The sequence below is a fragment of the Bacteroidota bacterium genome (assembly GCA_016721765.1).
GTDB lineage: Bacteria > Bacteroidota > Bacteroidia > UBA4408 > UBA4408 > UBA4408.
Map to the genome: position 1 here is coordinate 715,373 of JADKHO010000002.1, position 24,283 is coordinate 739,655.

Annotated in this window: 19 protein-coding genes and 1 riboswitch; of the genes, 12 read left to right on the forward strand and 7 right to left on the reverse strand. The window is 37.1% G+C overall.

The window, feature by feature from the left end:
* Window positions 1-79 precede the first annotated feature (79 nt).
* The 5 genes from IPP32_11340 (at window position 80) to IPP32_11360 (ending at window position 8,471) form a co-directional block, all read left to right on the forward strand.
* Entirely contained in the window at window positions 80-4,249 is a 4,170-nt protein-coding gene (locus tag IPP32_11340) for a VCBS repeat-containing protein (protein ID MBL0048674.1), read from the forward strand.
* A gap of 90 nt (window positions 4,250-4,339) precedes the next feature.
* Window positions 4,340-5,098, forward strand: a complete 759-nt coding sequence (locus IPP32_11345; GenBank protein MBL0048675.1) for a hypothetical protein — start codon at window positions 4,340-4,342, stop codon at window positions 5,096-5,098.
* Window positions 5,099-5,197: 99 nt separating this feature from the next.
* Window positions 5,198-6,967: a M23 family metallopeptidase gene (locus tag IPP32_11350; GenBank protein MBL0048676.1), complete on the forward strand. Its 1,770-nt coding sequence runs from the start codon at window positions 5,198-5,200 to the stop codon at window positions 6,965-6,967.
* A 15-nt stretch (window positions 6,968-6,982) separates the two neighbouring features.
* Window positions 6,983-7,561, forward strand: coding sequence for a Crp/Fnr family transcriptional regulator (locus IPP32_11355; GenBank protein MBL0048677.1), 579 nt, complete (start codon window positions 6,983-6,985; stop codon window positions 7,559-7,561).
* A gap of 382 nt (window positions 7,562-7,943) precedes the next feature.
* Window positions 7,944-8,471 carry a YceI family protein gene (locus IPP32_11360; protein MBL0048678.1) on the forward strand — a complete coding sequence of 176 codons (528 nt, stop codon included), beginning with the start codon at window positions 7,944-7,946 and terminating at the stop codon, window positions 8,469-8,471.
* 532 nt (window positions 8,472-9,003) lie between these two features.
* Here the strand turns inward: IPP32_11360 and IPP32_11365 are convergent.
* Window positions 9,004-10,239, reverse strand: coding sequence for a competence/damage-inducible protein A (locus tag IPP32_11365; protein ID MBL0048679.1), 1,236 nt, complete (start codon window positions 10,237-10,239; stop codon window positions 9,004-9,006).
* A gap of 104 nt (window positions 10,240-10,343) precedes the next feature.
* Window positions 10,344-10,559, forward strand: a riboswitch (cobalamin riboswitch).
* A gap of 202 nt (window positions 10,560-10,761) precedes the next feature.
* On the opposite strand from IPP32_11365, the gene IPP32_11370 reads away from it, so the two are divergent.
* From IPP32_11370 to IPP32_11380, 3 genes are all read left to right on the forward strand, one after another.
* A complete protein-coding gene (locus IPP32_11370) occupies window positions 10,762-12,606 on the forward strand; it encodes a TonB-dependent receptor plug domain-containing protein (protein MBL0048680.1) in 1,845 nt (614 codons plus the stop codon).
* Between the two features lie 151 nt (window positions 12,607-12,757).
* Window positions 12,758-13,855, forward strand: a complete 1,098-nt coding sequence (locus tag IPP32_11375; protein MBL0048681.1) for a hypothetical protein — start codon at window positions 12,758-12,760, stop codon at window positions 13,853-13,855.
* 56 nt (window positions 13,856-13,911) lie between these two features.
* On the forward strand, window positions 13,912-14,331 hold the full coding sequence (locus IPP32_11380) for a VOC family protein (GenBank protein ID MBL0048682.1): 420 nt from the start codon (window positions 13,912-13,914) through the stop codon (window positions 14,329-14,331).
* 26 nt (window positions 14,332-14,357) lie between these two features.
* Here the strand turns inward: IPP32_11380 and IPP32_11385 are convergent, their stop codons facing one another.
* The 6 genes from IPP32_11385 to IPP32_11410 all read right to left on the reverse strand — a co-directional run bounded on the left by IPP32_11385 (window position 14,358) and on the right by IPP32_11410 (window position 19,892).
* Window positions 14,358-15,857: an amino acid adenylation domain-containing protein gene (locus tag IPP32_11385; protein ID MBL0048683.1), complete on the reverse strand. Its 1,500-nt coding sequence runs from the start codon at window positions 15,855-15,857 to the stop codon at window positions 14,358-14,360.
* A 6-nt stretch (window positions 15,858-15,863) separates the two neighbouring features.
* On the reverse strand, window positions 15,864-17,027 hold the full coding sequence (locus IPP32_11390; GenBank protein MBL0048684.1) for a D-alanyl transfer protein: 1,164 nt from the start codon (window positions 17,025-17,027) through the stop codon (window positions 15,864-15,866).
* A 149-nt stretch (window positions 17,028-17,176) separates the two neighbouring features.
* The gene (locus IPP32_11395; protein ID MBL0048685.1) at window positions 17,177-18,343 is read right to left on the reverse strand and encodes a hypothetical protein; all 1,167 of its coding nucleotides are present in this window, start codon (window positions 18,341-18,343) and stop codon (window positions 17,177-17,179) included.
* Window positions 18,344-18,374: 31 nt separating this feature from the next.
* A complete protein-coding gene (locus tag IPP32_11400) occupies window positions 18,375-18,602 on the reverse strand; it encodes a hypothetical protein (GenBank protein ID MBL0048686.1) in 228 nt (75 codons plus the stop codon).
* 227 nt (window positions 18,603-18,829) lie between these two features.
* Complete coding sequence (locus tag IPP32_11405) at window positions 18,830-19,267, reverse strand: VOC family protein (protein ID MBL0048687.1); 438 nt, start codon at window positions 19,265-19,267, stop codon at window positions 18,830-18,832.
* Between the two features lie 145 nt (window positions 19,268-19,412).
* The gene (locus IPP32_11410; GenBank protein MBL0048688.1) at window positions 19,413-19,892 is read right to left on the reverse strand and encodes a VOC family protein; all 480 of its coding nucleotides are present in this window, start codon (window positions 19,890-19,892) and stop codon (window positions 19,413-19,415) included.
* Window positions 19,893-20,317: 425 nt separating this feature from the next.
* Here IPP32_11410 and IPP32_11415 point away from each other — a divergent pair, with 425 nt between their 5' ends.
* The 4 genes from IPP32_11415 to IPP32_11430 all read left to right on the forward strand — a co-directional run bounded on the left by IPP32_11415 (window position 20,318) and on the right by IPP32_11430 (window position 23,722).
* Entirely contained in the window at window positions 20,318-20,968 is a 651-nt protein-coding gene (locus tag IPP32_11415) for a T9SS type A sorting domain-containing protein (protein MBL0048689.1), read from the forward strand.
* A gap of 222 nt (window positions 20,969-21,190) precedes the next feature.
* Window positions 21,191-21,472 (forward strand): type II toxin-antitoxin system RelE/ParE family toxin, encoded by a 282-nt coding sequence (locus IPP32_11420; GenBank protein MBL0048690.1) that lies wholly within the window; start codon window positions 21,191-21,193, stop codon window positions 21,470-21,472.
* A 12-nt stretch (window positions 21,473-21,484) separates the two neighbouring features.
* Window positions 21,485-21,784 carry a HigA family addiction module antidote protein gene (locus IPP32_11425; GenBank protein MBL0048691.1) on the forward strand — a complete coding sequence of 100 codons (300 nt, stop codon included), beginning with the start codon at window positions 21,485-21,487 and terminating at the stop codon, window positions 21,782-21,784.
* Window positions 21,785-21,811: 27 nt separating this feature from the next.
* Window positions 21,812-23,722: a T9SS type A sorting domain-containing protein gene (locus tag IPP32_11430; GenBank protein ID MBL0048692.1), complete on the forward strand. Its 1,911-nt coding sequence runs from the start codon at window positions 21,812-21,814 to the stop codon at window positions 23,720-23,722.
* Window positions 23,723-24,283: the final 561 nt, after the last annotated feature.

Genomic DNA, 24,283 nt, shown 5'->3' on the forward strand with positions numbered 1-24,283 from the left:
CGTTATTCAAAGTATGAATTTTTACTAAAATTTAACCCTATTTTCACCCTAATCCTTTATCCACTATAATCAAATCTTTATGCTAAAATCAAAACTCCTTTTCGCTCTTGCATTAGTATCCTTTCTTCAACTAAAAGCGCAATATCAAACACATTTATTGTCCTACACCACACTATGCATGAGTACTCCCGATATGGATGGGGATGGCGATAAAGACATATTAACTGGTGGACTTTCAAACTTGCAATGGCAAGAAAATATTGGTGGCCGACAATTTATAAGTCATACTATTGGTCAAAAGCAAGATCAAGTGCAATCGGCTATTGCTGCTGATTTGGATAAGGATGGAGATATGGATGTGGTTACTGCTTCCTTTACAGATGATCGCGTTTACTGGATGCGGAATGATGGGAACAATGTATTTACTTCAATAGTTTTATCAAATTCCGCAACTGGCGCAGCTTCGGTAGATGTAATTGACCTTGACAGTGATGGTGACTCCGATGTGGTGTGTGCCGCTTTTGGCGATGATAAAATTTTCTGGTTGCAAAATAACGGATCGCAATCCTTTACTGCTATTGATATCCTCACCGGTTTTGATGGACCCAATACAGTTGTTTCCAACGATTTCGATATGGATGGAGACATGGATTTAGCTGCAGCCTCGCAACTCGATAGTACAATTGTTTGGCTCGAAAATGACAGCAATCAACAATTTACTTCACACATTTTAATCAGCAATTTAAACATCCCTCGAAACATCAGTTTGTGTGATGTGGATAGGGATAATGACATGGATTTGATGTATGGTTCAAGTGCGGGATCCGGATGGTTTACCAATACCGCCGGCACTTTTATCAGGCGCAATATGGCAAGTGGCGAATTCCGTGACATCTATGCAGTAGATTTAAACAACGATGCTCAAAACGATGTGCTACTTGCCGATTATGCTGACGATCGACTCACTTGGATTCGTAACACCGGTAACTTAACTTTTGTGTTGGGCGATTATTTGGATTTTGCATTAGACAATGTTTCTATGGTGGGAGCTGCCGACTTTGATGGCGATGGCAACATGGATGTGATAGGTGCTTCGGGATTCGATGTTAAAGTGTATTGGAATAGCCCCACACATGTATTCACAAAGTTTCGATTGAATCGCTATTTATCCGACGCCAATTATGCTTGTCATGGCGATTTTGACAACGATGGTGATATTGATTTATTAGCTGCAGGATATGCCAACATTAACTTTTATCGTAACGATAGCAATGGTGTATTTACAACGCTTCCTGTTTTTCCATTATACTCGTCAATGGGTTGCCGACAAATTCGCGCTGCGGATATAGATGGTGATGGCGACATGGATGCTGTGTATACCGAAAATAATGGCAACCGTGTGAGTTGGCTCGAAAACCAAGGCGCCGGTGTTTTTGTGGATCACTTGCTTGTTTCAATCATAGATCCTTATGCTGTTTATCCTATCGATTTTGATTTTGATGGAGATATGGATGTGGTCGCTTCTACGGTTCAATCAACATCTACTGCTAAAGTGTTGTGGTTTGAAAACGATGGGAACGAAATTTTCACGCAACATTTAGTTGATGCCAGTTATCATTATCCGTTGGATGTTTTTCCTTTGGATTATGATCAGGATGGATTTATGGATGTAGTTGCTGCTTATGCAGGAACGGCAGGCTCACAAAAAGTTGTAGTGCATTATAATTCCGCCACCGGATTTAATTTTAATAATTGGGAGTTAAACGGAAGCGCATCTGGCGTGAATTCTGTTTTTGCTGTAGATGTTGATGGAGATAACGACGTGGATGTGCTCTCTGCCAGTTTTGGCGATAACAGAGTAATGTGGTATGAAAGTCCTGCCGGAACAGAACACATTATCGATAACAATGCACAAGGTGCAACTTATGTGTATGCTGCCGATTTTGATGGTGATGGCGATATTGATGTAGCTTCCACTTCCCGCACAGACGATGAAATAAATTGGTATAGAAATGGCGGAAATCAAGGTTTCACCAAAATTAATATTGCCGAAAATATTCCCGATCCTGAAGTTATTTTGGGTGCTGATTTCGATAATGATGGCATTCTTGAATTGTATTCTACCTGTTCCTCTTCCGAAAGCGTGGCTTATTACAAACTTCCGGCACCCCAGCCACCACTGGTTTTAAACGATTGCAGCGACTTATTTATTTCGGAGTATATCGAAGGCACATCCAACAACAAAGCAATTGAATTATACAATCCAACAGCTGATACAATAGACTTATCGGGCTACCAAATTAATGTTTACACCAATGGAAATGGCTCTCCCAATCAAAGCGTAAATTTATCAGGAACAATTCTTCCGCTTGACGTATATGTGCTTGCGCATCCTTCGGCAAATGCAGGAATTTTAAATATAGCTGATACCACTTTTGGTTTTAGTTTTAATGGAGACGATGCCATTGCGCTTTTTAAAGATGGTCGCGCCCTTGACATTTTTGGAAAAATTGCTCAAGATCCGGGTACCGAATGGAGCAGTGTAGGCGTATCTACCCTAAATACAACCTTGGTTCGCAATCCAACTTTTGCCAAAGGTAATAACCTCAATGCCGCATTCGATCCCAGCATTGAATGGATTCCCTTTTCGACCGACAACATCAGTAATTTGGGCAGTCACAGCTCACTTTGCTCCAGCTATTGTCCTCCGGTAATAGCTATCGTTGCCTCTGAAGATACGATCTGTGCAAACACAGTTGTAAGCTTTAGCAGCAGCGTGCAAAATGAAGGCACCTTGCCCCATTATCAATGGAAAATAAATGGAGCTCCAGTTGGCAGTGATTCCGCAGGTTTCTCCACTTCTAATTTAAATAACGGCGATGAAGTAACTTGCACCTTAACCAGTGATTTACCTTGCAGTATTTCACCTGTGCATAGTAATGCCATTAAATTTAAAGTATATCCGCTCGTTCAACCCGGCATTTCAATAAGCACCCCTTCAACCGTATTGTGTAGTGCGGCCCCCATTACCTTCACTGCAATATCCACCAATGGCGGTGCAAGCCCGAACTACTTATGGAAGAAAAATGGAATACCTGTTGGCAGTAATAGTGCAAGTTTCACACTAAATACACCCACTGATCAAGACAGTATTACTTGCACATTAATCTCTTCTGTGCGCTGTGCATCCATCGATTCGCTTACTAGCAATACAATTAAATTAACCATTTCTTCCAATTTAAATGTATCAGTGAGCATTACTGCCAGCAACACCAGTTCTTGCGCAGGCGACACCATTCACTTCACAGCAACCCCAGTTAACGGAGGCGCTACACCAAGTTATCAATGGACAAAAAACAACAATCCCATTTTAGGTGCAACAGCGAGCACTTATAGCACAAGCACAGCTGCCAATGGAAATACTTTTGCATGTATCTTAACCAGCAGTTTTCCTTGCACAGTAAATCCGGTTGCAAACTCAAATGTGATTCCGGTTTCAGTAAGTCCAACAGTAACCCCATCCGTTAGCATTGCTTCCAATATGAATATTATTTGCAAAGACCAATCCATTACTTTTACAGCAACTCCAACCAACGGAGGAACTGCGCCTAGTTATGTTTGGAAGAAAAATGGAACACCTATTCCCGGCGCCACCACAGCGAATTATACCACCACTACCTTAGCTAACGGAAATAGTATTTCTTGCACCATGAGTAGCAATGCGACTTGCAAAACAAGCAATACTGCCGATTCAAATCCTCTATCTATACAGGTATTAGCTTTACCAACAGTTGTAGCAACCGCCAATGGGAATTTACTCAGCACAGGCTCTTTTGTGTTTTACCAATGGTTAAGAAACAATGTTCCCATTTCGGGCGCTACCAATCAAACTTACACAGCCACACAAAACGGCAACTATCGCGTTATAGGCTGGAGTGGCACTACCGGTTGTAACGATACTTCAAATACATTGGCAATAATCAATGTTGGTGTTTCAAGTATCCATTCAACTGAAGTTTTAACCATTCAGCCCAATCCAAGCAATGGTATTTTTTATTTAGCTTTTACCGGAAATACTGCTAAAAAAATTACGGTAATGAATTTAATTGGTAAAACAATTTTTGCAACTATTCTTCAAGCTGACAAAAATACCTTTATGTTAGATTTAACGGGCTATTCAAAAAGCGTATATTTTTTAACTGTGGAAGAAGGTTCAACAAAAATTGTGCGAAGATTGGTTATTGAATAACCTATACTTTAGCGCATAAAAAACTTTGTGTCGGGTAAAACTTTTTTAATTTCCCACACAAAGTTTTTTATTTTTAGTACCTTAGTCGATATGAAAAATAAACTTCTACTCCTCGCCCAGGTACTTTTTCTTAGCACAGTGGCGCTTTATGCGCAATCAAATGAAGAGCTTTATTCTAAAGGCTTGCATTACAAAAAAGAATTAAACTACAAAGAAGGAATTGCTGTATTTCAGCGCTTGCTTAAAGCCGATTCGAGTAAAGCAGATTACCTTCAAAATGCCAGTTTTTTTTATTCGCGTTACGGAAAATTTCAACCGGAAAATATTCAAATGAGTTATTATCACACAGCCGAATACCTGGCAAGAAAAGCTGTGAAAGCAGATCATACGAATGCCGAATGCCATTATGCATATGCCTTGGCCCTTGGGCGATTAAATGAAAACGCAAGTACCAAACAAAAAATATCGAATGCAAAACTTATTAAATCGGAATTGGATGCAGCTTTAAAAATTAATCCAAAACATGCAGGCGCTTGGCATATTTTGGGACGCTGGCACCGCACTATTGCAGGCTTTGGTGCGATCGAAAAACTTGCCATTAATACCTTGTTTGGAGGAGTTCCACCCGGTGGTTCTTACGAAGATGCTGTGAAATGCTTTATGCAAGCAATTATTCTGGAACCAAAATATAAGATGCATCAATATGAACTGTCAAACACCTATTACGAAATGGGTAAAACAGCAGATGCAAAAGTATGGCTGCAAAAGGCAATGGCTTTATCACCTATCTCAATTGACGATGCTTCTGCAGATGAAAAATGCAAGGAGCTCGCTAAAAAATTGCGCTGAGCACTATCAACTTTCCATTGTGGATATTTTATCTACACTTAAATAAGCAGCACTATTATTGCAAGCTAACTTTACGAAAGTGAATTAGAAAAAAATATTGTGCGACTAGTCTTATTCCTAAGTTTAATTTTGGTGTCGATTGCGCTTGGTGTACCCGTTGTATCACTAACTAAACAAGCCGTTACCGAAAGTGAGCCACAAACCTATCCCAAAAATTATTTTCGGGCTCCTTTAGATATTCCACTCACCCTTGCCGGGAATTTTGGCGAAATTCGCAACAATCATTTTCATTCGGGTTTAGATTTTAAAACCGAAAACCGAGAAGGCTTACCGATATATGCTCCTGCCGATGGTTATGTTTCGCGCATTAAGGTGCAGGCTGCCGGATATGGAAATGCCTTATACATCACGCATCCTAACGGCTTTGTTACCGTATACGGACATTTGAGTGCCTACAATTCCATCATCACCAGCTATCTGCGCAAAGAGCAATATAAACTGGAATCCTTTGAAGTTGATTTTAAATTAGCACCCGAAGCCATTCCGGTTAAAAAATCTGATCTTGTTGGGTTGTCTGGAAACACAGGTGGTTCAAGAGGACCACATTTACATTTTGAAGTAAGGGATGAAAAAACGGAGTTTGCTATCAATCCCTTATTGTTTGGTTTTGATGTGAAAGATTCTGTGAAACCGGTGATTAGTAAAATAGGAATATATCCTATGAATGAAATTTCATTTATCAATGCTAAAAATGAAGATGCTTTTTATCCGGTTGTAGCGAGGAGTTTATCGGAATCTACTATAAGTATTCCTGCCGCAGATACCATAAAAGTTCATGGCTTTATTGGCTTTGGATTAACTACCTACGATACCGAAGATGCGCGCACCAATGTTAACGGAACGTATTCAGTGGAGTTAAAGGTGGATAGTGAAATTATTTACTTGCATAAAATAAACACCTTCTCATTTGATCAATGGCGCTATGTAAATGCACATATTGATTATCCCGAAAAAAAGAAAAAAGGATTAATTATTCAGCGGTGCTATTTATTGCCAAATAATAAACTACCTATTTATGAAGTGAAAAAAAATCGTGGCTATTATTTGTTTACCGATAAAAAAACGCACCACATAGTCATCACAGCAAAAGATATTTTCGGAAATAAACGTGTGGTTTCTTTTTATGTTAAAAGTTCACCTTTGGCCAGCATTAAGCCAAAAGCGATACCGGCAAAAAATGTGGTTGAGAAATTTTTGTACAACCAAAACAATGCATTTGCGACCACTAATTTTCAAATTAACTTACCCAAAGAAGTAATTTATAACGATATTAATTTTGAATTTTATGTAAGCGATTCGGCAAAAGGAATAGCACCTTTGTATCATGTGCACAAAGATGTTGAGCCCGTTCAAGCTTATTATGAAATGGGAATTAAACCGCGAAAACTTGCTGAGCGCTTGCAAAACAAAACCGTTATTGTTTCACTGAATGGTGGGGTTAGAACTTCTGAAGGCGGTGAATGGGATAAAACTTTTGGAGGGGTAAAAACACAAACAAAAACATTTGGCACTTTTACACTTGCAGTTGATTCGGTTCCTCCGGTGTTGTCACCCATTGTTGCCTTTGCTAACAAAAATATTAAAGCTGCAAAATGGTTGCGATTCCGTATGTATGATTCTTTGTCGGGAATTAAATCCTATAGAGGTACTATCGATGGAAAATGGATTTTAATGCAATGCGATGCCAAATCAAATTTGCTGTATTATATTTTTGATGAGCGAATAGGCAGCGGAAAACATGAATTAAAAGTGCAGGTGGAAGATAAAAAAGGAAACAGCAAAACCTATGCTTATCATTTTACACGCTAAGCTATATTTGTTCTAATGGATGTATCACTACTCATTGCTAGTATTGGCAAGCACATAAAACTTGAAACCAAAGAAATTGATTTGCTGCTTTCCTTGTTAAAAGAAAGACGCATTCGCAAACGCCAATATTTGTTGCAAGAAGGTGATGTTTGTAAGTACACCGCATTCGTAAATAAGGGTTGCTTACGCTCTTATTGTGTAGGTAAAAATGGTGTTGAACATATTTTTCAATTCGCACCGGAAGGTTGGTGGACAGGTGACATACAAAGTTTTAACAGCCAAATGCCAAGCACCATGAATATAGATGCTTTGGAAGACTCAGAGATATTTTTGGTTTCGAAAGCAGACATGGATTTATTTTATGAAAAGGTTCCTAAGTATGAACGCTTTTCGAGAATAATTTTAGAGAATGCTTTTATTGCCCATCAAGAACGCATTATGCAAAGCATTTGTTTTACAGCAGCCGAACGCTATGATTATTTTTGCAAAAAATATCCCTTTCTGGTACAACGCCTGCCACAAACTCAAATTGCTTCCTACCTTGGCTTAACTCCCGAATTCCTTAGCAAGCTTCGTAGGCAATTGTTGAAGTAATCGGGATTTCAATTCTGTTTTTATCACACATTTTACAATTAATTAAACGTTGATTTGATTAGCTGATAAGCCGATAAACTGATAAGCCGATTAGCCGATTGGTTGATTAGCTGATATGCTGATTAATTTATAAAACTGCCAAGTGCAATAGAAAGCGGATTGGGCACATTTATGTATCCCCCGCTGGTGGGGGCAGGGGGTGGTTTAGCGCGCAGATTTCAAAAAGCTATGTGCACTATGTGACTATGTGTTTCAAAAAAATAAACATGAATAATTATTACCGCCGTCTTAATCTACATTAAGTAATTTTCTTAATCTGCTTTATTGGAGCAGGCTTCCCGTGCGATGTAGTTTTGCATCGTTAATAAAGGAAACTAAAAAAATGAAAACAACAAAATGGGGCACCGATGCAGCACACAGTGAATTACAATTTAAGGTAAAACACATGATGATTACTAATGTTACCGGAAGTTTTAAAGTTATAAAAGCAGAAGCGGAAGCAGAAGATGATAGTTTTAAGCATGCTAAGGTTTCCTTTACCGCCGATGCTTCTTCAGTGGATACAAGCAACGAACAAAGAGATACACATTTAAAAAGTGCAGATTTTTTTGATGTAGAAAAATATCCTTCCTTGAGTTTTGTATCAACGGAATATGATGCCTCTAGTGGAAAAATAAATGGCAATCTCACCATAAAAGGAATTACAAAAGCAGTTAGCCTCGATGTTGAATTTGCCGGAACCAACAAAGATCCTTGGGGAAATGAAAAAGCCGGATTTACAATTTCAGGCAAAATTAACCGTAAAGAATGGGATTTAGGATGGAATGCTGCGCTAGAAACAGGTGGCGTTTTAGTAAGCGAAGAAGTGCGCATCAATGCTGAAATTCAATTGGTGAAGCAAGCTGCCTAATACATAAAAACAAGTCCCAGAATCCGCTCGAATTTTGGGACTTGTTTTATCGGATAAAACTGAATAAGCTTTTTTATTTTGGAATAATCTGATACAATTAAGTATTCCTTGAATTATACTTATTCAACAAAAGCAACAGGTGCTTAAATTCAGGCAAAACTATCTCCATTACTTAAAATAAATTCTTACATCCATTTTCGCTTCCAATTCTTTGGAATAGGCATATTGAATATATTCTGTTACATGTTGCAAATGCTCAATAGTAGAAAAATTGGCTGATTCCAGGCATCAGCTGATTCCATTTCTTCAAATGAATTAAAAAAACGCATATTCCTATTAATATAGGGCACAAAAGGTTCCTTTGCGGACGAATGCTGTTCCTTTTGATTTCGCTTTTTATTTTCAATCATGAATTGAATATTGCAAAACGAATTTAGTTTTTTATTTTAGTTTTTACTATTCGGAAAATTAATCATTCTAAAATAATTGGTAATACACTTAATCTAATAATTCAAAAATGATGTGAGGTCTTCTAAATCAATTCCCTTCTCAACATATTTAATGCTGTTAGGGTAGCACGCTGTATAATGGCGTTACGTTGTTCTCCAAAAGAATATTTTTTACTTAACACGCCCTCAGGAGTTGCAATTGCAATCCAAGCAGTGCCCACCGGTTTTGCTTCTGAGCCACCCGATGGCCCAGCAATTCCGGTAGTAGAAATGGCATAATCGCATTTAAATTTTTGCTTCACTCCTATTGCCATTTGCTCAGCTACTTGTTGACTTACGGCGCCAAAATCTTTTAAATCACTTTCGCTAACGCCAAGTTCATTTACTTTTATTTCGTTGGCATAGCTCACTACTGAGCCTTCGTAATAATCGGAACTTCCTGCAACTTTTGTAATGGCAGATGCAATTGCTCCTCCTGTAAAACTCTCGGCTGTTGCCAACTTTTTTTGCTTGTTACGAAGCAATTTTCCAACGATTTCTTCGAGTGTATCGTTTTCATATCCATAAATATGTTCCGAAATTAAAGGCTTTAGTTTTTCAATTAATTCTCTTGCTTGCCCGATTAAATCTGCTTCATTTTCACCTACAGCAGTTAAGCGCAAACGCACTGCACTGATTTGAGGCAGGTAAGCCAATTTAAAATTCGCAGGCAAACTGTCTTCCCAATCGCTAATCATTTCAGCCAACATGCTTTCTCCAATGCCTTGTGTGAGGATTGTTTTATGCAGGATAAACGGAGTTTTAAATTTCTTTTTCAGCATTGGCAAAACATCATTCAGCATTATTCCTTTCATCTCATGCGGAACTCCGGGCATTGATACCAGCACCTTTCCATTTTTTTCAAACCACATGGCAGGTGCGGTTCCATTGCGGTTGCGGATGGTGGTGCATACTTCGGGAACTTGCGCTTGCAGTCGATTTACTTCTGTAACTTCACGTCCATACTTGCTAAAAATTCGTGTAACATCTTCCAACACTTCTTCATCAAAACGCCATTCACAATTAAAATATTCCCGAAGCGTATTTTTGGTGATGTCATCTTTAGTAGGACCTAAACCACCTGTAATTAAAACAATATCCACGCGCGCTTCTGCTTCTTTAAGTGCATCCAGTATATGTTGTTTATCATCGCTTACGGACGTAATTTGCTTCACGCGTATCCCCACCAAATTAAGCTCTTGTCCCATCCATGCTGAATTGGTGTCAACAATTTGTCCGATTAATATTTCATCGCCTATGGTGATTATTTCTGCTAGCATAACATTAATTTTTGGCATAAAGTTAGTATCAAAATTTTATCCTTTCAAAATACTCCTTCCGCTAACTTTCTTAGAAAAACTTCAAACTAAAAAATTCCATTACATTTGCAGCACAAAATTTTGGTTGCGGTTTTATTTTTATGAAACTGCATTAAAAGGGAATAAGGTGAAAATCCTTAACAGTTCCCGCTGCTGTGATTCCTTTTCTTCATTTGAAGAATACAGCTTCTGAAAATCAAAAGCCACTGTTAATGCAACTAACGGGAAGGCATTCAGAAGTAGGAAGAGTCAGAAGACCTGCCACAATTTTATAACATTCGCAGCTTTCGGAGAAAAGGCAAGGAATAAGTTTACAGTATTATATTGTATTCTCTACTTTCCTCTATTAATCTGCGTTAATATTATGCAATGCTAAACAGAATTAATTTTTTAGTCCCATCCGTTTCCAACAGCCTAAAAAAAATTTGCTGTCTGGTTTCGATATGCCTAAATACTACATTATCTCAGGCACAAAATCAAGTAATGGATACAACCATTATCCTTAAAGCATTTTCGGTTGAAGCCAATCGCTACACTCAAAATAATCCCGGACAGAAATCTGAAAAACTTGATTCCTCAACAATTCATGCACCAATAGCACAAAATCTTTCCGACCTTTTAGTGCAAAGCAATTCCTTTTTTGTGAAATCCTATGGAATGGGTAGCTTGTCAACAGCCAGTTTCAGAGGTTCATCCGGAAGCCAAACAGCAACACTTTGGAACGGATTTAATTTGCAAAGCCCTATGAATGGTTTTTTAGATTATGCACTCATTCCTGCATGCTTTTTAGATGAAGTAAGCCTCAGTTATGGAGGAGCCAGTGCTTTATATGGCAGTGCTTCAGTAGGTGGAACCATATTACTAAACAACCTTCCAAAATTTAACACCGGCCTTCATGCCGCAGTTAGTGGTTCTTTTGGAAGTTTTGATAATTACCAACAAAGTGCAAGTGTAAAATGGAGTAATGCTAAATTCAGCTTTAGTGCAACAGCATTTAATCATACTGCTCTTAATAATTATCCCTTCATCAACACCGCTGAACTCGACAAACCCAAACAATTCCAGCAAAATGCTAAATTAAAACAAAGTGGTACACTTTTAGAAAGTTATTTAAAGCTCAATCAAAAACAAGTGCTTAGCATTCGTTTTTGGTATCAAAGTAATCAAAGGCAAATTCCGGCTACTATTATTAGTGGAGCAACAAAACAAATTCAAAAAGATGAATTTTACCGCGTAAATATGGAATGGAGTTATCGCGCAAAACAAAATCAAAGTAAAATCCGTGTGGCCTATTTTGATGAACGACTAAATTTTAATGACCCTGATATTCCACTGTACTCCTACAGTCGCTCACACACCATAATTACAGAAGCTGAAGACAGTTATTTTTTTACAGAAGGCTTGTATCTCACACTTGGCGTGAATAACACTTTTATTAAGGCCTTGAGTGATGGTTACAGTACACTTAAACCCCAGCAAAATCGGACAGCAGCGTTTGCCGCCTTGCAAATCAATTCAAAAAATAAAAGCTGGAAAAACAAAGTTAGTGTGCGTAAAGAATATTATGGAACGCATCAAGTGCCTTTTACTGCGAGCTTTGGAACCGAAAAATTATTTTTTAAATTATTAAAAGTGCGGGGAAATATCTCAAGAAATTATCGCCTACCCACCTTTAACGATCTCTTTTGGACTGAAGCCCTTGCAAAAGGAAATGCCAATTTAAAACCCGAAAGTGGATGGAGCGGTGATGTGGGAATTGGCCAATCTTATGCAAAAAAGAAAGGCAACATTAATTCAGAAATTAGCATTTTTGCTAGTGAAGTAAAAAATATGATTGTGTGGCAACCCGGTGTAAATGCTATTTGGAGCCCTCAAAATGTAAATTCAGTATGGTCAAGAGGTTTGGAAGCAAGATTGGATGCTAGCTATATGATCTCAAAAATATTGCTACAATTAAATACCAAATACAGTCATACTATTAGTAAAAATAACGAGCGAAATCAAACAAATGCGGCAACATTTGGCAAGCAACTTTTTTACGTTCCCATTTCCATTTTTCAGGTGGAAGGAATGGTTTCGCTAAAAGGATTTAAAATTTCTTACCTTCACAATTATACGGGTAAACGATTTACAAATAGCGAAAACACAGAGTATTTAAAATCTTTTAAAATTGGGACAATTACACTTTCAAAAACAGTAACATTTAAAAAAATAAAATTCGATATTTATTCTCAATTTGTAAATATCTGGAACGAGCAATATCAAATTATTGCTTGGCGGCCGATGCCTTTGGCGAATTATGTTGTTGGATTGAGTGTTCGGATTTGAGTAGAGACTAGTGAGTAGTGAGTACAAAGTATTAAGTACAAAGTACAAAGATTTAGGATTTAGGATTTAGGATTTAGGATTTAGGATTTAGGAATTGGAAATAAGAATTAATAATATTAACCATTTCAATTTACCATAATTAGAAAATAACATGAAAAAAACAAGCTTCCAATTTTTGTCACTAGCTGCTATTCTAGTGCTAACTACTTCGATTTCATCTTGTAAAAAAGACAGCACTGAAGATCCTAATCCAACACCGGTGGATGAACCTACCCCTGCTGCAACGTATGACAATGGCGTATTTATTACCTGCGAAGGTGCATTTGTAGGCGGTACAGGGACGCTCAGTTTTTACAACCGTGGGACCAGTGCTACCAGTAATGATATTTTTAAAACCGTAAATGGTGTAGTACTGGGCAATCTGGTTCAATCCATGGAAATATATAATGGAAAAGGATACATTGTTGTTAACAATGCAGATAAAATTGAAGTGGTTAATTCCAGTACCATTGCTTCCGACGGAAAAATAAGCGGGCTCTCATCTCCACGTTATTTTTTAGGTATAGATGCCAATAAAGGCTATGTATCGCAATGGGGTGCATCGGGCGCAAACAAAGGAGTGCGCGTAATTAATTTAGCTACAAAATCACTTGGCGCCTTGATTCCAACAACTGCCAGTCCCGAAAAAATGGCTAAAGCCGGCAACTTTGTATATGTGGCAAGTTCGGGTTACGAAAACGACAGCGTCATTACCATAATTAATTCTTCTACTGATGCGGTTGTTAAAACGCTTACTGTTGGCATTAATCCCAACAGCGTTACCTTAGATAAGAACGGAAAAATTTGGGTGCTTTGTGGCGGAAAAAGCGATAGCCTTGGTGTTGTTGCAGGCAAATTGGTTCGTATAAATACAAGCTCCAATACTATAGAAGCTAGTTTCAATTTCCCTAACACAATGGATCGTCCGCAAAATTTAACTTGCAATAAAGCGAAGGATTATTTGTATTACCTCTCCAATTATTCGGGCGAAATAAATTCATTTTCTATCACTGCATCGAGTGTTATACCTTCTTCTATCATTAATCGCGGATTTTATTCCTTTGCGATTGATCCTGCTGATGATATTATTTATGCAACCAGTCCGGGTAATTTTGTTGGAAATGGATATGTATTGCGTTACAATGCAGTTGCAACTTTTATCGATAGTTTTCAAGTGGGAATTATTCCCGGTGGTTTTTGTTTTAAATAAATCAACTTTAGAAAAAGCGAGGAAATTCTTCGCTTTTTCTTTTTAAAAATAAGCGCATGCGTCAAAAATTAAATCTCATTACATTGGGTGTATTCGACATAGAAAAATCGATTGCCTTCTTTGAAAAACTGGGCTGGCAAAAATCGAAACACAGTGTAGAAGGTCTCGCACTTTTCCCATTGGGTGGAATTACACTTGCCTTACATCCGCGTCATGAACTAGCTGCTGATGCCATGACTGCAGATACTCCAACCGGATTTTCTGCCATCACCATTTCCTACAATGCCAAAAGTGAAGATGAAGTTAATGAAGTTATGAAGGAAGCCGAAACGGCTGGCGCCATTATTATTAAAGCTGCTCAAAAAGTATACTGGGGCGGATACAGCGGCTATTTTAAAAGCTTAGACGGACATTTATTTGAGGTTGCTTTTAATCCCTTTTGGGAGATGGATGAGCGGGATAATTTGATATTGTAAACATATCTCAATACCTTCTATATTATCTATTGCTTTAGGTAATCCTCCATCAATTTATTTTTGTCAATCTTATGGCTTGAGTTATATGGAAATTCCTTCATTACAACAATATCGCCGGGAATCATGTAATATGGAAGCTTCTTTTCGAGTTGCTTTATACATTCCTTTTTTAAATCATTGGGATTTTTGGTTGCAGTTGAAATCACAAAGCTTATAATTTTTTTTACTTCCCTATTTCTTTTAAGCGCAATCGTTACTGCATCGATTATTTCTGTCTCGGAGCATATTACATTGCTAATTTCGCTTAGCTCAATACGGAAACCATTCATTTTCACTTGGTCGTCGTTGCGTCCTAAATAAAAAAGCATCCCCGCTTCATAGTATGCCAAATCACCGGTTCGAAATGCACGTTTGCCATTGTGGGTAAAGAATTTTTGCTGGTTTAATTCTTCATTTTTAAAATATCCAATCGAAACATGGTCACCTACAATTACAAGTTCACCTTCTTTTTCTGAAGCTGCTTCCTTTTCGATAATTAACTCACAATTCCGCTTTGGGTAGCCTATAGGCAAATTGGGATACTTAGTAAGCATATCCATGTCAATGTCTACTAAAGTGGTTACAATAGTTGCTTCGGTTGGCCCATAAGCATTAAGCACTCGTGCTTCTCTAAAATTATGCTTTAACGTTGCAACAGTTCTATTGGGCAACTCCTCGCCCATAAATAAAAAGGTGTGCAAAGAACCGAGTGCAGTTGAATTAAAATCCTCTCGTCTTAAATACAAATAAGCAAACGAGGGAGTGGATGTCCACACAGTGCATTTATAATTAGAAATTCGTTTTAAAAATGCTTCTTGGTTCTTTACTAGTTCAGATGAATTTAAAACCAGCGTCCCGCCCAAACGAAATGCATTCAATACATCACAGAGTGAAACATCAAAGGTAAAAGGAGCTTGATTCATGAAAACATCCTTTTCATCAAATCCAAAATCAACTTGTGCCCAATCAATAAACGCTAATGCTGCGGATCTAGTAATCTGCACGCCTTTTGGCTCTCCGGTTGAGCCTGAAGTAAACATAATATACAATAGTGGGTCTTCGGCCTGCTCGTAAATGAAGGAAGCAAATTGTGGTGCATACTTTGTTTCGATTTCTAATTTGCAATTGATGTATAGTGCAATATCAATAGCAAGACTATCGCTTGAACAATTAATTAACACCTGCGATCCGGATTTTTCAATAATCTTTTTAATTCTTTCCTGCGGATAAATTATATCAATTGGAATATAAGGAATGCCAACATGCATACAGGCTAACATGGCAATTGGAAAAAGATGCTCCTTATGTCCATAAATTATAACCGGATGACCTTTGGGAATACCCTGTTCTTCCAACTTATTGGCAAGTGAAAGTGTTTTACTGCATAACGTTTCCCAATCAATATCAACGTCACTACCGGCTATGGCAAGTTTATGTTCTGCTGTTGCCTTTTCAACAAATTGTTTAAGGTGAAAATCATATCTCATATTGAATCAAATTAAAGGAAAACGTCCACTAAAAATATATAATGCAAAAGCGACGAGATTAAACGTAATTACTATGCTGATTGCTTTGGTTGCTGTTGGATTTAGCGCTCCAAAAACGATGTCTCTTCCGTTCTTTTTACAGCTTACAACATACGTGTTGTGTAGTGCTGAATAAATACCAAATAAGAGTCCGCTAAGCATAAAATGAAGTTTAAAGCCATTCCAACAACCCATTAAAAGAAAAGTCAAAACAAGTGCAACATTTTGCCTTGTAAGGGGATATTTTTTCAGTCCTTTCCTTCTGGTGAAAAACATATAAAGGGGCGTGAAAAAATAATCCTTCAACCAATCGCCCAAACTAATGTGAAACCTTCTCCAAAAGTCTTGTGGGTTTTCTGCTAAAAACGGATTTGTAAAATTTACCGGAACATTCATCCCCATCATTTTCCCTACTCCTAAGGCCATAAATGAATATCCGGCAAAATCAAAAAATAAATATAAATAATAGGCATACATATTATTCATCATATACCAAATCTCCTTATTAGAAGCATCAAAAAGTCCAAGCCAATAGCGACTTATGAGTTCCGCTAGCACATACTTAAAAGCAATTCCCTTCACCACAGCATTCCATCCCAAAATAAAGTTTGATAAATTAATAGCAGCAAATCCAATATCTTGGGATGCTTTAAATCTTGAAAATTTATCAATTGGCCCAATCAATAAGGTTGGTGTGAAGGCTAAAAAATTAAAGTAGCTTACAAAATCTCCCACCTTCTCTCCGGGGGCCTTATCCAAGTAAAAACCAATAATTCTGAAACTGGCATAAGACAAACCGGCGAAAGAAAAAATAGTGTTCAACTCAAAAGGATATGAAGCGATACGAATATCCAGTTTAACCAAGAGCATTGGTAACAGCAGCAGCAATATTCCCCATAATTTATTTTCAAATTTTAGTTTATTAGTAATTAAAAATGTGGCGATATAAGAAAAGCCAATAAGGATTAAAAAATGAAATGGTTTTGGGTAGACAAGTGTTAGAAATACTAAATTTAATAGAAATAGTGCATACTTGTATGCTGATTCCTTTAACAGGTATTTAGCTATCCAAAGCAGGGCAACAAAAAGTGCCATGATAATAAAAAACTCAAACGAGCTAAATGGCAGCATATATTAAAACTGTTGGTACACGAATTGAATGGCGGAATGAGTTTCGTTATCCGGATGATCATTCAAAGGAGAATATAAGAAATAAAGTGCCAGCGCTATAATCAGATACAAGAATGTATTTCCAAAAAACTTTTTTAAATGCAGTTTGCTCATTTGTTCAAAAGATAAGTTTCAACAATAAATTTATCCACTTTATACCACCCGTAATCCGACAGGTGCATTACGTCATGTAGTAATGCCTTATCGTATTTATTTTTATCGGTTTCAAAAAGATTCAAAAGTGGTAATTCTTTTGCCTTTATGCTGTTTTCGATTTCCTGTATGGTGGGTGCCAAATCGCTAAGGTTCTTATAGTACAGCGGATTCAAGGGTGAAATAATAAAACTTACGTTTACATTTTTTTCGGTAATTAAGTTTAACAGCATGTAAAAATCTTCCAACTCTTGATTAAATATTTTACTTACGTTTTGAACTCTCCCTTCCTTGCCATGAATAAATTCAGTGTAATAATCATTGGCAATACCAAGTGAATTATTTGTGGAATTGCATGAAACAGTAAGTTTGCTGGATTCAGCTAAACTGTCCCAGTTTATAAAAACAGATTCGGAATTTATCGAAAATCTTTTTGGAAAAGCCTTGTCAAGCCTCTCCCCTATTATGTTAGTTTTGATGTTCAAGATTTTTTCATCACAATAAAGTACCGGAGAAAAAATCATTTTATGCACCACACTTTTTGAAGCACAATGTTTAAAGTTCATCCATTTTAGCGCGAGATGAGGGGAAGAAAATTCATTATAAAGATGTGAAACTCTCTTATTTAAATAGGCCTTGTATTTTGAATTATTAGTGGAAATTATTCCGGATAGAAAGCGTTCGGAATTAAATTCTAAAAAAATTGCAGAGCTGGTGCCTTTTGATGGTTTTGATTCGAACCATCCCGGAGAAAGTATAATCACAATCGGTGCATTTACCAGCCTATCCTCATTTGCTAATAGTTGAGTAAAAATAGACAAGCATTGGTTTCCGGCATGTCCAATTGCCTTAACCTTTGTTTGGTAACGGCTTGAAATAAAAGTATAGGGTATCGCTTCTGATTCGGCGGCCAATTCTGAAGAACCAAGTAAATATATTATTTCAGCGCTATCGCCTGCATTTAAAAATTCATTCTCCCAGTAAGGATTTTCTTTAAAGCTTTCGATAAAATTGGATTCACTTTTGGGGAGGTTCTTGGAACTTTTTTGTGAAAACACATACGTATTTATAGCCTTGCTTGAAGAAATAAAATAAACGATAGTTAAGGTAATTATAAGCGGCAAACAGTAATGGAAAATACCCTGCTTAATCATCTCAAATTAAGCTAACAGTTGCTACAATTTTATCGATACTATCAAAGTTATCTTCGTTTATTAAGTGCTGCGGAATTTTTTTTCCAATCTTATCCTCAATACTTACTAATAAATCAACAACAGTTATTGAATCAAGTAGTTTCGATTTAATTAACGACTGATCGTTAGTGACTTTCACAAAAGCTAAGCTCAATACTTCGCTTTGAACATACAGTTTTAATTCTTCCATTAGTTTGAGTAGAAAACGATTTGGAATTTATTTTATTGCCGTAAATTTAAAATAATTCTCTTGTTAAGCAAGGTAATTATGCAGCGTTCATACAGCGCGAATATCCTGCAACTTGTGTGTTGATTTATAAAAAATGCAACCTTACACTAAAAGGAAAAGACTACTTACTTCCTTAACTTAATAAAAGCGTAAAAGCTTAAACTTACTGTTGAAATTTATGTTGCCCTTTATTTTTTCAAAGGAAAATTAAACATCCATCTTATACCATATTTATCTAAACAGCAGCCCCAAAGTGCTCCCCAAAATTGTTCTGCCAGGGGCGCTAAATCAGTAGCTCCTTCTGATAATAATTTAAATAATCGCTCTGTTTCTTCTCTTGTATCGGGCTCAAGGCTAATAGTAGTATTGTTTCCAATTTTTGTATGATGTCCCATGCTTTCCAAATTATCGGTTCCCATAATTTCAACCCCATTTAAAGTGGGTAAAGCAACATGCATCACTTTACTTTTGTCTGCTTCTGAAAGTGGAGGCATACCTTCGGGTGCCGGCATATCGCCCATTCGCATAATTGGTGCTGAAAATTCATTTTTGAAAACTTTTTTGTAAAAGTTAAATGCTTCCTCTGTTTTGCCTTGGAAATTTAAATAGATGGATACTTTTGCCATGTTATTTATATTTAATTTTTGGAAAATTTATTTTGAGTGATGAATTTATTAATAATTATTGTTTTTGATTTATGTAGAAAACTAATATACAGGTGTCCTCATCAAATTTTGAAGCTCAGATTTTGTTTTAATTAAAATATCTTTTTCAAGAATTGTCCAAAATATCCGTTGCTGTTTTATCACCCAGTTGCTCCGCTAATCCAATCAGAAGTCCTTCTACACCACGAATGTAGCAAAGCCGGTAAGTGTCCCCAAATTGAACTACTTCCCCAACCAGTTCTGCACCATGCTGTTGCAACCTTAATAGCAATTCGTCAAGATGATCAACTCTAAACATCAAGCGCAGATAGCCAAGTGCGTTTACCGGTGAAGTTCTGTGGTCTCCAATGGTGTGAGGATGTATAAAACGAGAAAGTTCAAGCCGGCTATGGTCATCGGGAGTCACCATCATGGCTATCTCCACCGACTGATTCCTTAATCCTGTAACTCGTCCCGCCCATTCCCCTTCTACCATCATACGCCCTTCCAGCATTAGTCCTATTTCTTCGAAAAAAGCAATAGCCTTATCTAACGACAAAACCACAATTCCCATATTGTGCATTTCTTGTAATTTACTTTTTGTCATATTATAATTTTTTGAGATACTCTGTTTGACTTCTTTATGCTTGATTTTTTGTTAACCCTTTTCAGGAATTGTTTATTACAATTATTCTTCATTTGTGCGAATTTTAAACGCGCCAAAATTAATTCACATTCAGTTGGCAAGGTAATTACATAGTAGTAAAATGTATTTTTTCCGGGTAATAGTCATGCCATTATTAAATTGAAACAACTTTAGTCAATTTTAAAAAGCAATCATCCAATGACCAGCCGAAGCAACATATCGACCCAAATAAAATTATACTCGATTTAAAGGCTAAATTAAAAATCAAAAAATCAAATAATTAAAGCTTTGAATCGAGTAATTAAAAACTCCGCATCAATTTGAATATCCAAAACTAATTTACTAACTTTGAGTATATTAACAGAGTTGTCATTTTATCTTTTACCATGAAAAAAATATTACTCCTTCTGCTTTGCGTTTTTGGAATTTTTAATGCACAGGCACAATTTATAAATGGGATAACTGTGCATCCCGCAAATCCGACCAACAGTGATCAAATAAAAATTTTAGTAGATATGAGTTTTCCTTCGGGAGGCTGCAGTGACCACCAGCAATTTTATTCCGCCAATGGTAACAATTTGTCTGCATCTGCGCTGCATTGCTTAGGTCCGCTGACAGTAATTTGCAATTACACCGATACATTTAATGTAGGTCAATTGGCTGCCGGGAATTATACATTTTTCTTTAATGTTAATATCGGCGGGGGGCCCTCTCCTTGCTCTCCAGGAATTGTTCCCGGACCTTCTGATTCGCTTCCTTTTGTGGTGAGTCAAGCTGCTGCAATAAATGAACTATCTGACCAAAATATTTCGATTAAATACAATTCCCTTCAAAAGAAAATCAACCTCAGTTTCAATAGTCCTATAGCTAAAGGAAAAGCAACTATCTATTCCATCACAGGACAAATGTTGCAAACTGAAGGACTTACTTTTCCGAGCCAAAGTATAGCTGTTGATAAATTACAAGCCGGTTTGTACCTCCTCGAAATTACCGGCAACAAAGGTAAATTGACTAAGCGACTTGTGATTCAGGAGTAAAATAACCTAACCCTTTCACACTATAACAAATACTCCATTCCTAATCATTAAACGGTATTGGAATCGAAGCTGCAGAGCAGGACTTTTTGTTAAAATTGGTTTTGGAAACTTAATGTTATGCCGCATTTCTCGAATTTCGTAAAATCGATTGAATGCTACTCCAGAATATTGGTTTTCGATTATACTTTACTTACTTTTGACGTAAGTATTTAAAAGGACAGTATGATTAATTCTTTTGGAGACAAAGACTCAAAGAAAATTTGGGAAGGTGAACGAGAGAAAGGCTTGTCGACAGAGATTCAGGAAATTGCTAGACGTAAACTGAGAATGCTCAACAATTCACAAGATCTTAATGATTTGCTGATACCTCCTTCGAACCGACTAGAAAAGTTAAAAGGAAATTATAAAGACTTCTATTCCATCCGAATTAACAATCAATGGCGAATTATTTTTAAATGGTATAATGGTAACGCAAACGAAGTAAAAATTATTGATTATCACTAAAAGTCAAAAGAAATGAAAAAGCTAAAAAACATTCACCCCGGAGAAATTCTTAAGGAGGAGTTTTTAGTACCTCTCGAAATTAGCGCTTATAGACTCTCCTTAGACATTGGGATTCCGCAAACTCGTGTATCTGCAATCATGAAGGGAAACAGAAGAATTACAGCAGACACCGCACTTAGACTTTCTAAATATTTTGGGAATTCTGCAAAATTCTGGCTTGGACTTCAAGACGATTTTGACATTGAAGAAGAAAAAGTTCAGAAAAAGGCTGAATTAAAAGCGATAAAGCAGTGCACTCGCAACGCAGCATAACAGCATCAATAGGTATCAAAACTAAATATGACTACAAAAATTACTTACCTCCTCACCCAAATTATTTTAATGTGCTCACTTTTAAAAGTGGCTGAATCAAGTGGACAAGGATTTTCAGCAACATCCAGCAATTGGGATGTTCCTGTGGGAGGAATAAAAAGTGGTGCAACCAATTTGGGCTTCTATTTACCAGGTTTTTACACTGCGTCTAGTTACTCGCTGAATTCGCAGAATTGGAATATTATGGATATTAACGGAGATGGCTTATCCGATTTAGTGGTAACTTCTGAGAATTTAACTGCAAACACTGCTACTGTTTTTGGTGCTGCAACGAACCCCTACTGGAAAGTTTATTTAAATAACGGTTCCGGCTTTTCAACGCTTGCAAGCAATTGGGCAGTTCCTGTTGGAGGATTAAAAAACGGTGCGAATAACTTGGGGTTCTATTTAGCCGGTTTTTCTACTGCGGCTAGTTATTCGTTGAATTCGCAAAATTGGAATGTTATGGATATGAACGGTGACAACAAACCTGATTTAGTGGTTACTTCTGAGAATTTAACGGCAAACACTTCCACGGTTTTTAGTCCTTCATCGAACCCTTATTGGAAAGTGTATTTAAATACCGGTTCAGGCTTTTCAACTATTGCAAACAATTGGGCGGTTCCTGTGGGAGGATTAAAAAATGGGGCAAATAATGTGGGTTTTTATTTAACCGGTTTTTACACTGCCGCTAGTTACTCCTTGCATTCGCAGAATTGGAATGTTACAGATATTAATGCAGATGGCAAACCCGATTTAGTGGTAACTTCTGAGAATTTAACTGCAAACACTTCAACAGTTTTTGGTACTGCTCCAAATCTTTACTGGAAAGTGTATTTAAATACAGGTACCGGTTTTTCAACAACCGCAAGCAATTGGGCTGTTCCAATAGGAGGATTAAAAAATGGAGCAACTAATTTAGGCTTCTATTTATCAGCTTATTCCACTGCAGCTAATTACTCCTTGAATTCGCAGAATTGGAATCTTATGGATATTAATGCTGACGGAAAACCCGACTTAGTGGTAACTTCTGAGAATTTAACTTCAAACACTTCTACGGTTTATAGCGCTGCATCCAACCCCTACTGGAAAGTGTATTTAAATAACGGTTCCGGCTTTTCAACTGTAGCAAGTAATTGGACTGTTCCTATGGGAGGATTAAAAAATGGGGCAAATAATTTGGGCTTCTATTTAACTGCTTACTATACTGCAGCTAGTTACGCGCTAAATTCGCAGAATTGGAATCTGATGGATATTAACGGAGATGGCTTATCTGATTTAGTTGTAACATCAGAGAATTTAACTGCAAACAATGCCACGGTTTTTAGTCCTACATCGAACCCTTATTGGAAAGTTTATTTAAATAACGGTTCCGGCTTTTCAACTGCACCAAGCAATTGGGCTGTTCCGGTGGGAGGATTAAAAAATGGCGCAAATAATTTGGGCTTCTATTTAGCCGGTTTTTCCACTGCAGCTAGTTATTCTTTGAATTCGCAGAATTGGAATGTTATGGATATGAACGGTGACAACAAACCTGATTTAGTGGTAACTTCTGAGAATTTAACAGCAAACACCTCCACAGTTTATAGTCCTACATCAAACCCCTACTGGAAAGTTTATATAAATACCTCCATTACAGGTGGGCTGTCAGCATCAGACAATTTTATAAATGATATTTCGATTTTTCCAAATCCTTTTTCGAACCAAATAACTTTTTCCTTTACTGACAAGGATCAGACAACAATTACACTTTACAACTTTCTCGGGAAGCAAATGCTCCAACAGACTTTTACAAACTCCTTAACTATAAACGCAGAGCAACTTGGAGATGGCATTTATTTTTACGCGTTTAGAAACTCAAAAGGGCTACTAAAAACTGGAAAAGTTATCAAACAATGACACAAGAAAATCGAGTAGGTATTGGGAAATTTAAATCCCAAACTTCTCACTGCACAGTGCTTGATAGCTAGCATAACACAGCTAATTGAGACGTTCCTGCATATTTCTTATCAGTCCTTATTCTTTCTATACTTTTTGATCAAGCAAAAAATAAAAAGATCATTGATAACAGCACCCAGAATGCAATAAATTCAATTAAAATAAATACGAAAATTCAACTTCATCAATCAAAACCGAAAAGGACCGGCCTATGAGAAATTGGCGTGAAGAAATTTGTATTCCTTTTCAAGCGTAGGCCCGTGTAAGCCATCCTCGAGCGAGAAACGTAATTTTTTGATAAAACAAAAACACCATCGAGCGCTTGGTTGGCGTGAGGAAAAGGAATTCAAATTTTAGCCAATTGCTCATCAGCCTTGATTTTTTGCTTACTTTTTGATCAAGCAAAAAGTAAGAAAAGCCCATTGATATCAGCACACACCATGCAAGAATATCAATTCAAATTAAAAGCGAAATTTCAACAACATTAATCAAATACGAAAAGGACCGGCCTATGAGAAATTG

Bases quoted from the DNA above. Each gene is read 5' to 3' on its own strand.
- IPP32_11340 (MBL0048674.1), top strand. From the start codon at position 80: ATGCTAAAATCAAAACTCCTTTTCGCTCTTGCATTAGTATCCTTTCTT.
- IPP32_11345 (MBL0048675.1), top strand. From the start codon at position 4,340: ATGAAAAATAAACTTCTACTCCTCGCCCAGGTACTTTTTCTTAGCACA.
- IPP32_11355 (MBL0048677.1), top strand. From the start codon at position 6,983: ATGGATGTATCACTACTCATTGCTAGTATTGGCAAGCACATAAAACTT.
- IPP32_11360 (MBL0048678.1), top strand. From the start codon at position 7,944: ATGAAAACAACAAAATGGGGCACCGATGCAGCACACAGTGAATTACAA.
- IPP32_11365 (MBL0048679.1), bottom strand. From the start codon at position 10,239: ATGCTAGCAGAAATAATCACCATAGGCGATGAAATATTAATCGGACAA.
- IPP32_11370 (MBL0048680.1), top strand. From the start codon at position 10,762: ATGGATACAACCATTATCCTTAAAGCATTTTCGGTTGAAGCCAATCGC.
- IPP32_11375 (MBL0048681.1), top strand. From the start codon at position 12,758: ATGAAAAAAACAAGCTTCCAATTTTTGTCACTAGCTGCTATTCTAGTG.
- IPP32_11380 (MBL0048682.1), top strand. From the start codon at position 13,912: ATGCGTCAAAAATTAAATCTCATTACATTGGGTGTATTCGACATAGAA.
- IPP32_11385 (MBL0048683.1), bottom strand. From the start codon at position 15,857: ATGAGATATGATTTTCACCTTAAACAATTTGTTGAAAAGGCAACAGCA.
- IPP32_11390 (MBL0048684.1), bottom strand. From the start codon at position 17,027: ATGCTGCCATTTAGCTCGTTTGAGTTTTTTATTATCATGGCACTTTTT.
- IPP32_11400 (MBL0048686.1), bottom strand. From the start codon at position 18,602: ATGGAAGAATTAAAACTGTATGTTCAAAGCGAAGTATTGAGCTTAGCT.
- IPP32_11405 (MBL0048687.1), bottom strand. From the start codon at position 19,267: ATGGCAAAAGTATCCATCTATTTAAATTTCCAAGGCAAAACAGAGGAA.
- IPP32_11410 (MBL0048688.1), bottom strand. From the start codon at position 19,892: ATGACAAAAAGTAAATTACAAGAAATGCACAATATGGGAATTGTGGTT.
- IPP32_11415 (MBL0048689.1), top strand. From the start codon at position 20,318: ATGAAAAAAATATTACTCCTTCTGCTTTGCGTTTTTGGAATTTTTAAT.
- IPP32_11420 (MBL0048690.1), top strand. From the start codon at position 21,191: ATGATTAATTCTTTTGGAGACAAAGACTCAAAGAAAATTTGGGAAGGT.
- IPP32_11425 (MBL0048691.1), top strand. From the start codon at position 21,485: ATGAAAAAGCTAAAAAACATTCACCCCGGAGAAATTCTTAAGGAGGAG.
- IPP32_11430 (MBL0048692.1), top strand. From the start codon at position 21,812: ATGACTACAAAAATTACTTACCTCCTCACCCAAATTATTTTAATGTGC.